The sequence below is a fragment of the Paraburkholderia sp. 22099 genome (assembly GCF_052045835.1).
In the GTDB taxonomy this organism is placed as follows: domain Bacteria; phylum Pseudomonadota; class Gammaproteobacteria; order Burkholderiales; family Burkholderiaceae; genus Paraburkholderia; species Paraburkholderia terricola.
In genome coordinates, this window is sequence record NZ_JBQEPU010000003.1 from 276169 (window position 1) to 287351 (window position 11183).

An 11183-nucleotide genomic window follows, 5' to 3' on the forward strand; every position below is an offset into this window, starting at 1 on the left:
ATGGCTCTTTCGCTTGTCGACAAACTGGTGGTGGCAATCTCGTCGCGCGCGCTGTTCGACTTCGAGGAAGAGAACCGCGTGTACGAGGAAGGCGATCTGCAAGCGTATGAAGCGCTGCAGCGCGACCGCCTGACCGTGCCCGCCAAGCCGGGCGTAGCGTTTCCGCTGATCCGCAAGCTGCTGGCGCTGAACGCCGGCGGGCATCGCGTGGAAGTGGTGATCCTGTCGCGCAGCGATCCGATCAGCGGACTGCGCGCGTTTCATTCGTGCCGCGAACATGGGTTGGCGATCGAGCGCGGCGTGTTCACACGCGGACGCGCGCCGTTCGGCTATCTGAAGCCGCTGAACGCGTCGCTGTTTTTGTCCGCGAATCAGGACGACGTGCGCGACGCGCTCGCCGCTGGTTTTCCGGCCGCGCGCGTCCTGCCCGAATCGGCGAAAATGGCGAGCAAGTATCCCGACGAAATCCGCATTGCGTTCGACGGCGACGCGGTGCTGTTTTCTGACGAAGCCGAACGCGTGTTCCAGCAAGATGGCTTGCGCGCATTCATTGGACACGAGATTCACAACAAAAATCTGCCGCTCGCGGACGGGCCGTTGAAGCCGCTGCTCGAAGCGCTGCACCGGCTGCAAAAACTCGCGGACGAAGCCGCGCCCATGCATATTCGTACCGCATTGGTGACGGCGCGCTCGGCCCCCGCGCATGAGCGCGCGATCCGCACCTTGATGGCGTGGAACATCGAAATCGACGAAGCGATGTTCCTCGGCGGCCTCGACAAGAGCGCATTTCTGCGCGAATTCGAGCCGGACTTTTTCTTCGACGACCAAATCGGCCATTGCGAATCGGCCCGCGTCGTGACGGCGACGGGGCACGTGCTGAGTGGCATCGTGAACGCATCATGACACCTGAACAGTCACCGCTGGGTAAGCCTTCCGCTTACACCGAACAATACGACGCTTCGCTGCTGTTTCCGATCGCGCGCGGCAATGCGCGCGAGGCGATCGGCATCAGCGCGCCATTGCCCTTCTTCGGCACCGATATCTGGAATGCCTATGAGCTTTCCTGGCTGAACGCGCGCGGCAAACCGCAGATCGCAGTGGCGACGTTTTTCGTGCCGGCCGATTCGCCGAATATCGTCGAGTCGAAATCGTTCAAGCTGTATCTCGGCTCATTCGCGCAGACGGCTTTCGAGTCGATGGAGGTGGTGCGGGAGACGATCAAGCGAGACGTGTCCGCTTCTTGCGGCGCAACGGTTTCCGTTCATCTAACGGCGCCTTACGAGTTCGGCAAGTTGCAGATGGAAGAGTTTGAGGGCTTGTCGCTGGATCGGCTGGATCTGGATGCGGACGTTTATCAGCCGGATGCTTCGTTGCTGAAGGCGGCGCTGAATGAAGCGCCGGTCGAGGAAACGCTGTTTTCCAATCTGCTGAAGTCCAACTGTCCCGTGACCGGGCAGCCCGATTGGGGCAGCGTGCAGATTCATTACATTGGCCCGCAGATCGATCACGCGGGCTTGCTGCGCTACATCATCTCGTATCGGAATCACACCGGCTTTCACGAGCAGTGCGTCGAGAAGATTTTTATCGACGTGCTCAAGGCGTGCAAGCCTGTGAAACTCGCGGTATATGCGCGCTACACGCGGCGCGGCGGGCTGGACATCAATCCGTTCCGCACCAATTACAACTTGCCGATGCCGGACAATATGCGGCTCGCCCGGCAGTAGCCTGTCAATGTCTCGCGCGCCGCGGGCGATGATCCATGCTCGCGGCGAACGAGGAAAGCTTTACGCCGATGGCTTTTTATAAGCCACGCAATCCACTTCGACCTTGCAGTCGATCACCATCGAGGAAACGACACAAGCCCGCGCCGGCGGATTGTCGCCGAAGTACTCGCGAAACACCTTGTTGAACGACGCGAAATCGCGCGGATCGTCCAGCCACACACCGCAGCGGACCACATGCTCCGCGCCATAGCCGGCTTCCTTCAAAATCGCGAACACGTTCTGAATCGCCTTGTGCGTTTGCTCGACGATCCCGCCGTTGATCACCTCGCCGTTTTCCATCGGCGTTTGTCCGGACACGAACAGCCAACCGTCCGCTTCGACTGCCCGAGCAAACGGCATATGCTGACCGCCCGTTCCCTTCCCGCCTTCAACGCCATATCGCTTCATCGTCCAACTCCTCACAAAAGGTTCGCGCGCGACGGGCAAAACCGCCGCGCGCCTCGATCCATCAAAAAATCAGAATGCGCCGTGCGCGTCGCCTTTCGACGCCGCGCCACGCGCCACGAATTTGCCCGCGCGTTCGCCCGTGACTTCGCCGTCGCGATATGACAACACGCCGTTCACCCACACCGCGTCGATGCCGTCCGCCGCCTGCTGCGGCTTCTCGAACGTCGCCGCGTCGCGCACCTTGGCGGGATCGAACAACACCAGGTCCGCGTGATAGCCGATATGCACCTCGCCGCGCTGCGCGAGACCAAAGCGACGCGCCGACAAGCTGGTCATCTTGCGCACCGCCTCTTCGAGCGGCAGCAAGCCGGCGTCGCGCGAATAGTGGCCGAGCACGCGCGGAAACGCGCCCCACAGCCGCGGATGCGGCAACGGATCGTTCGGCAAGCCGTCCGAGCCGACCATCGTCGCGGGATGCGACAGGATGCGCCGCACGTCCTCCTCGGACATGTTGTGATAGACGGCGCCCGCGGGCTGCAGACGCTTGCCCGCCTCCTGCTGCGTGATGCTCCACTCGGCGGCGATCTCTTTCAACAGCTTGCCGGCCATCTCGGGATGCGGCTCGGACCATGTGATCGTGATGTCGATGTCGCCGGTCACCTGCTTCAGATCGAGCGTCGATGAACTGCGGTTGTACGGATAGCAGTCGCAGCCGATCGGCTGCATGCGGCGCGCGCCTTCCAGCGACTTCAGCACCTCTTCGCTGCGTCCCCAGTTCGACGGACCCGCGCACTTCAGGTGCGAAATCACCACCGGCACGTGCGCGTGACGTCCCACGCGATACGCTTCGTCCATTGCGTCGAGAATCGCGTCGAATTCCGTGCGCATGTGCGTCGTGTACAGCGCGCCGGCGGCGGCGAGTGGTTCGGCCAAGGCCATCACCTCCTCGGTGGGCGCAGCGAAGGCCGAGCCGTAGGCGAGACCCGAACTCAAACCCAGCGCGCCGTGCGACAACGCCTCTTCCAACTGAGCGCGCATGCCTTCGATTTCTTGCGGCGTGGCCGCGCGATCGAGCCGGTCCATCTGATTGCTGCGCAACGCCGTGTGCCCGATCAGCGCGCCCACATTCACCGCCGGGCGCGCGGCGTTCACCGCTTCGACGTAAGCGGCAAAAGTCGGGTATTGAAAGGCGTCGCGCTCGCCGAGCAGATTCATCGGATCGGGCGGATCGCCCTTCAGCGAAACCGGCGCGGCGCTGATGCCGCAGTTGCCGACGATCACCGTCGTCACGCCCTGCGTGATCTTCGGCAGCATTTGCGGCGAGCGGATCACGTGCGTGTCGTCGTGCGTATGGACGTCGATGAAACCGGGCGCCAATGCACGGCCGTTGGCCTCGATCACCTCTTCGGCGAGCCAGTTCGACAGATTGCCGATCGCGACAATGTGGCCGTCGCGGATCGCGACGTCGCGCTCGACGGGCGGCGCGCCGGTGCCGTCATAAAGTTGCGCGCCGACGATCAGTGTGTCGGCGGCTTCAGGATGCGAATGCATGGATCAGTCTCCTAACGGTTGTCGATCGCCGCCGCCGCGGTGCGCGTCGAGCGCGTGCTTCATGCGGCGCAGCAATTCGCGGCTCTCGTCACCCTGACTGACGGCAAGCTCGGTGACGAGCACATCGAGCGCCATCATCATCGCGTAACGCGACGACGACGGCTTGTAAATGAAATCGGTCTCGAACGCGACGATCGGAATCACCCATTCCGCAAGCTTCGCGAGCGGCGAGGCCGGCGCGGTCAGCGCGATCACGGTCGCGCCGTAGCTGCGCGCGATCTTGCAGTTCTCGACCATCTCGGGCACGCGCCCGGTGGTGGACAGCGCGAGCACCACGCAGTCGCGCGATACGGTGCTGGCGACCATGCGCTGCAACAAGCCGTCCTGATAGGTCGCGACCGGCCGGCCGAGACGCACCAGCCTGAAGCGCATTTCGTCGGCCAGGGCGGTCGAGCCGCCGCCCATGCCGAATACGTAAATCATGCGCGCCGCGCGCAAGGCGGCCGCCGCTTCGCCAAGCGGCGCCTGGCGCAGCAACTGATGGTTATGCGCAAGCGCGGTCTGCAATTCGTCGAACACGCGGGTGGCAATCGGCTCGGGCGCGCCGACGGCGCCGCCCGGTTGCAGAAACCGCTGGCCGACCGCCGCGGCCTGCGCGAGCCGCAGTTTCAGTTCGCGCACGTCGCGGCAACCGACCGCCTTGGCAAAGCGCGTGACGGTCGCGACGCTCACCTGCGCCTGCTGTGCGAGCGCGCCGATGCTGGCGCGCGACGCGCCGGTGAGATCGTCGAGAATCAGCGCGGCCACCTTGCGTTCAGCCGAGCGCAATTCCGGCGCGCATTCGGCGATGCGCGCGACGATGTCGAAAGCGAGCGGTTCGGCGGTTGAGTTCATTGCGGAGCGTGGAAGGCCGCGCACCGGCTCACATCGAGCCGGCGCAAAGCCGTGGTACTAAATAACATTTCTTCATCCATCGTACTTTCGGTAACATGATAAAGTCAAATCTGATTCAATTTAACCGGACGATGGAGCTGGGCGACATGAAAGTTACAAACTATCAGGGCGCAACGATTGATCCTTATAGCAAAGGTCTCGGCATGGTGCCGGGCACCAGCATCCAGCTCACGGATGCAGCGCGCCTCGAGTGGAATCTGCTGAACGAAGACGTGAGCCTGCCCGCCGCGGTGCTATACGCGGATCGCGTGGAACACAACCTGAAGTGGATGCAGGCGTTCGTCGCGGAATACGGCGTCAAGCTCGCGCCGCACGGCAAGACCACCATGGCGCCGCAACTGTTTCGGCGTCAACTTGAAACCGGCGCGTGGGGCATCACGCTCGCCACCGCGCACCAGGTGCGCGCGGCGTATCACGGCGGCGTCTCGCGCATTTTGATGGCCAATCAACTGGTCGGCCGCCGCAACATGATGATGGTCGCCGAGTTGCTGAGCGATCCGGATTTCGAATTCTTCTGCCTCGTCGATTCGGTTGAAGGCGTCGATCAGTTGGGCCAGTTTTTCACGTCGGTGCGCAAGCCGCTGCAGGTGCTGCTCGAACTCGGTGTGCCGGGCGGCCGCACCGGCGTGCGCGACGAAGCACAGCGCAACGCGGTGCTCGCTGCGATCGCGCGTTATCCGAACATATTGAAGCTCGCCGGCGTCGAGTTGTACGAAGGCGTGTTGAAGGAAGAGCACGAAGTGCGCGCGTTCCTGCAAGGCGCGGTCGCGCTCACGCGCAAACTCGTCGACGAAGGGAGGTTTGCTCGCACGCCGGCGGTGTTGTCCGGCGCGGGGTCGGCGTGGTACGACGTGGTCGCGGAAGAATTCGTGAAGGCCTCGGAAGCCGGCAAGGTCGAGGTCGTGCTGCGTCCCGGCTGCTATCTGACGCATGACGTCGGCATCTACCGCAAGGCGCAGACAGACATCCTTGCGCGCAATCCGGTCGCGAAGAAAATGGGCGAAGGCTTGCTCCCCGCGTTGCAACTATGGGCGTACGTGCAGTCGATTCCCGAGCCGGATCGCGCGATCATCGGTCTAGGCAAGCGCGACTCCGCGTTCGACGCCGGCATGCCGGAGCCGGCGCGTCACTATCGTCCGGGCAACGAGACGCCGCGCGACATCGCGGCGAGCGAAGGCTGGGAGATTTTCGGCTTGATGGATCAGCACGCCTATCTGCGGATTCCGGCGGGCGCCGATCTCAAAGTGGGCGACATGATCGCGTTCGACATCTCGCACCCGTGCTTGACGTTCGACAAGTGGCGCCAGGTGCTGGTGGTCGATCCGTCGTATCGGGTCACGGAAGTGATCGAGACGTTCTTCTGATCGTGATGCGAATGGCGCGCTTCATGGCAACGTAGCGCGCCGCGCGGTTCTCGCCGACCGCCTGATGCAGTCGCGATTGCGCCGGTTATCGCGGCGATCCCTCGTTGTTCACCGCCGCTTCAGGCACCTGAGAAGAAGCAGCCGGATCAGTAACACCGGCCGTCGCCGCCACTTCACCGATCCGCGCTTCCAGCATCTTCAACGCGCCGGACAGCGCGCTCAGCGCGTCGTCCGGCAGCGCGGCCATCGTGTCGTGCAAAAAGGCATTGCGACGCGGCAGGCTCGCTTCGGTTGCCGAGAGTCCCGCTTCGGTCAAGCGCACGTTGGTCACGCGGTTATCGCGCGTATCCATGCTGCGCGCAATCCAGCCTAATCCCTCCAGCGCTTTCAACTGCCGCGTGAGCGCGCCCGGATCGACCCGCAAGCGCTCGACCAGCCGCTTCTGCGAGGACTCGCCCGCCTGCTCGTGCAGCGCGAGCAGAATGCGCCAGCGCGGCAACGGGTGGCCGACGTGCGCCTCGAATGCCGACATGAACGCCCGATAAGTGCGGCCGAATTGCTGCATGACGGCGACGCGGTCCTGTTCTTCCATGATCTGTCAGTAAAACGGTAAGTCTAAAAAATCAGTCCGCGTGAACCACCGGCTCGAGCTTGCGCTGGAGCTTGATCGGCGGAACGCGGCGGCTTTGCCACACCGATACCACGGCGATGATCGCCGCCAGCGCGAGACCCAGATGAATCGCCGCGACGAGCGCCTCGCGCGCGCTTTCGAGCAGCATCGCGCCGTCGTGGCCGGCATGCGCCAACTGGCCGAGCACGGTGCTTTGCGCGTCACGATTGATCAGGATTTGCGGATCGCCCAGATCGGCGAACCATTGCGATGCGCGATCGTTTTCCAGCGCGCTGCGCACGCCGCTTGCGTACATGTGGCTCACCAGCGTGCCGGTGAGCGCCGTGCCGATCATGCCGCCGATCATCCGCAACGACTGCAGCAGCGCCGTGGCGATGCCGAGATGTTCGCGACCGGCCGTCTGCTGCGCAAAGATCGTGAGGTTGGGCATCACGAAACCGAGCCCGAGGCCGCCGACCATCATGAACGACATCAGCAGCCATTGCGGCATGGAACGCGTCGCCACCACCATGCCGAGGCACGCAAGCGCGACCAGCGCAAAGCCGACGTATAGCATCAGATTCGGGTTGCGCACGCGAGAAACGATGCGCCCGTTGGCGATGCTGCCGATCGTGATGAACACGACGAGCGGCGTGATGACGAACCCCGCTTCTTTCGGCGACATGCCGAAGCCGCCCTGGAATAGCAACGGCGCGTAGAACAGCAGCGAGAACATCGTGAAGCCGCCCAGCACCGCGAGCGTGAAGAGCGCGGCGAGGCTGCGGTTGCGAAACATGTCGACCGGCAGGATCGCGGTCGGGCAGCGCTTTTCCCACTGCCACAGCGCGTAGGCCGAGGCGATGCTCAACGCAAGCAGCGCGAACGCGCTGAACGTGACGCCGTGCTTCGGCAGCAATTCGACGAAGAGTTGCAGCGAGCCGAGCGCCACCGCGATCAGCACCGCGCCCGGCCAGTCGAGCCGCATCTTGCCTTCGTGCTCGACATGCCGCAGATGCGGCAGGAAGCGCCAGACGAAAAACAGCGACAGCAGACCGACTGGCAGATTCACATAGAACACCGAGCGCCAGCCGTAATACTGCGTGAGGAAACCGCCGAGCGACGGCCCCACTGCGTTCGCGATTCCAAATGCGGAGCTCATCAACACCTGCCAGCGCAGGCGCACGACCGAGTCGGGGAAGAGATCGGGAATGCAGGCGAAGGCCGTGCCGACCAGCATGCCGCCGCCGATGCCTTGCAGCCCGCGCGCCAGCACGAGGAACAGCATGTTGTCGGCGGCGCCGCACAGTACCGACGCGCCCGTGAACACGACGATCGACGCGATCACGAAGGGCTTCCGTAGTAGTCGCCAAGACGGCCGAAGATCGGCACCGTGATCACCGAGGTCAGCAGATACGACGTGGCGACCCATGCGTAGAGTTCGAAGCCCTTGAGTTCGGCGACGATCGTGGGCAATGCGGTGCCGACCACGGTCTGGTCGAGCGCGACCAGCATCGTGACGAAGGAAATGCCGAGCATTGCCAGCAGCGATTCGCGGAAAGGTAAGACTTGCCCGCTCGAATGGTGGGCAGCGGTATGGACAGCCATTTTTGCGGACGCAACAGTTGACTTGTCAAATGATGGGGAATCATACCACGAGGCCATGCTCTAAGCTTGACCGTGCGCGGGCCGTCACTGAACGGACTATCGACCGCAAATAGTCAACAAATGATGCCAGGGAGGCATATGGAGCAGAGTTCGCTCGCAGCACAATCCTTATCGGACGAAGACCTGAATGCGCTGCGGCGCGCGAAACACGAGTTGGAAAGCCCCGCGCTGGCGATGAAGCTGGCGAGTATCGTCGGTGCGCCGCTGGAGAAACTGCTCGCGCGCATGCCGGCGTTCGCCAACGAAAAAATCGCCGATGCGACTGAACTGGCATTGCGCAAGTGCCTCGCGATCGCGCTGCGCACGTTGGGGCGGCAGGACAGCGCTGCGCCGCTCGCCGCGCCCGACAAGCCGAGCAACCTGCTGCACAAGTTCGCTGTGGCGACCACCGGCGCCGCCGGCGGCGCCTTCGGCCTGTTCGCGCTGCCCGTCGAGTTGCCGATCACGACCACGCTCATGTTCCGCTCGATCTGCGATATCGCGCGCAGCGAGGGCGAAGACCTGACCTCGATCGATACGCAACTGCAGTGTCTGACGGTGCTGGGCATGGGCGGCACGTCCACTGCCGACGACGACGCCGACTTCGGTTACTTCATCATGCGCGGCGCGCTGGCGCAGGCGGTGTCGAAAGCGTCATCTGAAATCGCGACCAAGGGTTTCACCGCGCACGGTTCCGCAGCCTTGCTGCGCCTGCTTCATACGATTGCCGCGCGTTTTTCTGTGCAGGTGAGCGAACAGATCGCCGCCAAGTCGATTCCGGCGATCGGCGCCGTGCTCGGCGCGATGGTCAATACCGTGTTCATCGACCACTTCCAGCAGGTCGCACACGGTCATTTCACCGTGCGGCGGCTGGAAAGGCAGTACGGCCACGAAACGGTCGAGGCCGCCTATCAGACGATCGACATCGCGCTCGCTGGCTGAGCGGCGTTCGTGGCGCGGTTCGTGACGCGCCGCACGAAGGCCGCGGCGCCGTCGAGCGCGCGATTCGCCTCGGGCATGAATGGCGTGAACAGCGGCCACACGTGCGGCATCTTCTTCCATACCTCGAATTCGCAGTCGACGCCCGCTGCGCGCGCGTTGTCGGCGACGCGTCGCGAGTCGTCCAGCAACACCTCGGTGCTGCCCGCCATGATGAAGAGCGGCGGCAAACCGTGCAGTTCGGCATAAACCGGCGAAGCGTACGGATGCGTGGCCGGCGTGTCGCCGAGATAGACCTTCGCGGCCCGCTCGATCGCGGCGCCGCAAAACATCGGATCGCGACTGTCGTTGGTGCGGATACTCGCGCCGGCAGCGGCCAGATCGGTCCACGGCGAGAACAGTAGACCGCCGGCCGGCATGGGATCGCCGGCGTCGCGAAGCGCGATCAACGTGGCGAGTGCGAGGCCGCCGCCTGCGGAATCGCCCGCGATCACAATCGACTCGGGCGGCACGCCATCGGCGATTATCTTGCGATAGGCCGCGGTGGCGTCGTCGAGCGCCGCCGGGAAGGGATGTTCGGGTGCAAGGCGATAGTCGAGCGAAAAGACCGGGGAGTTGGCGCGCGTTGCAAGACCGAACACTAGCGAACGATGCGTGAGCGGCGAACAGAAGTAATAGCCGCCGCCGTGGCAATACAGTACGGTCGGTTCAGCGCTGGGCGCTGGTTTGCCGCCGGCGCGCTCTATCCACTCCCCGCGCAGCGGCCGGTCATGCGGCCCGTACAACTCTCGCAGACGCCAGCCGGCGGGAACCCGCGGTGACCAGACGCGCTTGGCGGTCAACGCCCGCGCTCTCTCGACATCGATACACGGCTTGAGGGTTTCTGGCCGAAACTGCTTGCGCAAAATCCAGCAGGCGAGTGCGCTTTGCCAACTCATCGGAACACGCTCCTTCGATAGTGTCCCGTCATGGTACGTGCGTTCGCGGTTGCGGCGATGGGCGAGCGATTCTAATCTCTAAAAGCGCCCGCTTTTCCGAATGCGCTTCTTTCGATCCGGCCTAGTTCGCCGGCAACACCTGCCCGCGAATTTCGCCCGTCGGATTCTGTGCTGTGTGGATATTGAAGTACCACTGGCCCGCCATCAGATCGGTGACCTGCTGTTCGGTGAGCGCCGCCGATCCCTTGATCGGGCTGCCAAGCGCGCTCTTTCCTATTGGCACCTGAGGCTTGGCGTTCTGGCCCACTGGAGCGGGGCCGTGGAAATGCGCGGCGGTGACCGGGCCGCTCAATCCTTCATAGCTGATCGTCCATTGCAGCGATTTGGTCGACGTATCGAACGTGGCGTTCAACGTGCCGTGCCCATGACTCACTCGCGGCGGCACCTCGCTCGACGGCTCAAGATCCGCTTTCAAGGCCACCGTATCCGCGAAGGCGACGCCCGACGCCAACACCCACAGCACCACGGCAAGGTTCAGTTTTCGAAGCACAATCATGGTCTTCTCCGGACTTGATGCACCGCCGCACCGACGTTTCGGCTGCGCGGAGCCACCACATACTAGTGCAAATTTCTTGAATACGTTTGCGCGGATGGTGGGTGAGCAAGCGATGTATAGGTCGCGGCACAGGGGCCTGACTATCGTGAGCGCAGATGCTAATTCATAGCGCTCGCTGGTTTCGTAGTTATCCGTGGTATCGAAACGCATCAGGCCGCTCGCGCGAATCCCATCCGCTCCTGAATAAGCGCAACCTCGAGCGGATTCGAGCAACGCCTTCGTCGATTTCCTCAAACAGTTAATTGCGGATTTCGGAACGAATGGTTAGCGCTATCCGAGTTATGCTTCCGACTGCGAGAAGTGACTCCTTCATCGAAGGATGTCTCCAAACCTTAACGCGGCTTCGGCCGCGTTTTTTTTCGTCTGCTCTTTGTCGGATTTGTTTTGCTCAGTCCT

General features: G+C 63.2%; 10 protein-coding genes and 1 pseudogene. 4 read left to right on the top strand and 7 right to left on the bottom strand.

Features of this window, described 5'->3' with window-relative positions; genetic code table 11:
* Positions 1-903, top strand: coding sequence for a 5'-nucleotidase (locus ACTJLC_RS05175; RefSeq protein WP_073432567.1), 903 nt, complete (start codon positions 1-3; stop codon positions 901-903).
* The gene (queF, locus tag ACTJLC_RS05180; RefSeq protein WP_440843303.1) at positions 900-1724 is read left to right on the top strand and encodes an NADPH-dependent 7-cyano-7-deazaguanine reductase QueF; all 825 of its coding nucleotides are present in this window, start codon (positions 900-902) and stop codon (positions 1722-1724) included. Before ACTJLC_RS05175 ends, queF begins: the two co-directional genes overlap by 4 nt.
* Before the next feature lie 60 nt (positions 1725-1784).
* Here queF and ACTJLC_RS05185 read toward each other — a convergent pair whose 3' ends face one another.
* The 3 genes from ACTJLC_RS05185 to ACTJLC_RS05195 form a co-directional block, all read right to left on the bottom strand.
* A complete protein-coding gene (locus ACTJLC_RS05185) occupies positions 1785-2171 on the bottom strand; it encodes a RidA family protein (RefSeq protein ID WP_073432565.1) in 387 nt (128 codons plus the stop codon).
* A 69-nt stretch (positions 2172-2240) separates the two neighbouring features.
* Complete coding sequence (locus tag ACTJLC_RS05190; RefSeq protein ID WP_440843304.1) at positions 2241-3722, bottom strand: N-acyl-D-amino-acid deacylase family protein; 1482 nt, start codon at positions 3720-3722, stop codon at positions 2241-2243.
* 3 nt (positions 3723-3725) lie between these two features.
* Positions 3726-4616: a MurR/RpiR family transcriptional regulator gene (locus ACTJLC_RS05195; protein WP_073432563.1), complete on the bottom strand. Its 891-nt coding sequence runs from the start codon at positions 4614-4616 to the stop codon at positions 3726-3728.
* A 146-nt stretch (positions 4617-4762) separates the two neighbouring features.
* Between ACTJLC_RS05195 and ACTJLC_RS05200 the strand changes: the two genes are divergently transcribed.
* Complete coding sequence (locus tag ACTJLC_RS05200) at positions 4763-6040, top strand: amino acid deaminase (RefSeq protein WP_310119170.1); 1278 nt, start codon at positions 4763-4765, stop codon at positions 6038-6040.
* 85 nt (positions 6041-6125) lie between these two features.
* Here ACTJLC_RS05200 and ACTJLC_RS05205 read toward each other — a convergent pair whose 3' ends face one another.
* Together ACTJLC_RS05205 and ACTJLC_RS05210 are read right to left on the bottom strand one after the other, a co-directional pair.
* On the bottom strand, positions 6126-6632 hold the full coding sequence (locus tag ACTJLC_RS05205; protein ID WP_310119173.1) for a MarR family winged helix-turn-helix transcriptional regulator: 507 nt from the start codon (positions 6630-6632) through the stop codon (positions 6126-6128).
* 31 nt (positions 6633-6663) lie between these two features.
* Positions 6664-8255: pseudogene (locus tag ACTJLC_RS05210) on the bottom strand (MFS transporter).
* Between the two features lie 138 nt (positions 8256-8393).
* On the opposite strand from ACTJLC_RS05210, the gene ACTJLC_RS05215 reads away from it, so the two are divergent.
* On the top strand, positions 8394-9236 hold the full coding sequence (locus tag ACTJLC_RS05215) for an EcsC family protein (RefSeq protein WP_073432559.1): 843 nt from the start codon (positions 8394-8396) through the stop codon (positions 9234-9236).
* On the opposite strand, the gene ACTJLC_RS05220 is transcribed toward ACTJLC_RS05215, so the two are convergent.
* Positions 9206-10171 (bottom strand): alpha/beta hydrolase, encoded by a 966-nt coding sequence (locus tag ACTJLC_RS05220; protein ID WP_440843305.1) that lies wholly within the window; start codon positions 10169-10171, stop codon positions 9206-9208. The genes ACTJLC_RS05215 and ACTJLC_RS05220 overlap by 31 nt on opposite strands.
* Before the next feature lie 121 nt (positions 10172-10292).
* Entirely contained in the window at positions 10293-10727 is a 435-nt protein-coding gene (locus ACTJLC_RS05225) for a CHRD domain-containing protein (RefSeq protein WP_073432557.1), read from the bottom strand.
* Positions 10728-11183 lie beyond the last annotated feature (456 nt).

Bases quoted from the DNA above. Each gene is read 5' to 3' on its own strand.
- queF (WP_440843303.1), top strand. From the start codon at position 900: ATGACACCTGAACAGTCACCGCTGGGTAAGCCTTCCGCTTACACCGAA.
- ACTJLC_RS05185 (WP_073432565.1), bottom strand. From the start codon at position 2,171: ATGAAGCGATATGGCGTTGAAGGCGGGAAGGGAACGGGCGGTCAGCAT.
- ACTJLC_RS05190 (WP_440843304.1), bottom strand. From the start codon at position 3,722: ATGCATTCGCATCCTGAAGCCGCCGACACACTGATCGTCGGCGCGCAA.
- ACTJLC_RS05175 (WP_073432567.1), top strand. From the start codon at position 1: ATGGCTCTTTCGCTTGTCGACAAACTGGTGGTGGCAATCTCGTCGCGC.
- ACTJLC_RS05205 (WP_310119173.1), bottom strand. From the start codon at position 6,632: ATGGAAGAACAGGACCGCGTCGCCGTCATGCAGCAATTCGGCCGCACT.
- ACTJLC_RS05225 (WP_073432557.1), bottom strand. From the start codon at position 10,727: ATGATTGTGCTTCGAAAACTGAACCTTGCCGTGGTGCTGTGGGTGTTG.
- ACTJLC_RS05195 (WP_073432563.1), bottom strand. From the start codon at position 4,616: ATGAACTCAACCGCCGAACCGCTCGCTTTCGACATCGTCGCGCGCATC.
- ACTJLC_RS05220 (WP_440843305.1), bottom strand. From the start codon at position 10,171: ATGAGTTGGCAAAGCGCACTCGCCTGCTGGATTTTGCGCAAGCAGTTT.
- ACTJLC_RS05215 (WP_073432559.1), top strand. From the start codon at position 8,394: ATGGAGCAGAGTTCGCTCGCAGCACAATCCTTATCGGACGAAGACCTG.
- ACTJLC_RS05200 (WP_310119170.1), top strand. From the start codon at position 4,763: ATGAAAGTTACAAACTATCAGGGCGCAACGATTGATCCTTATAGCAAA.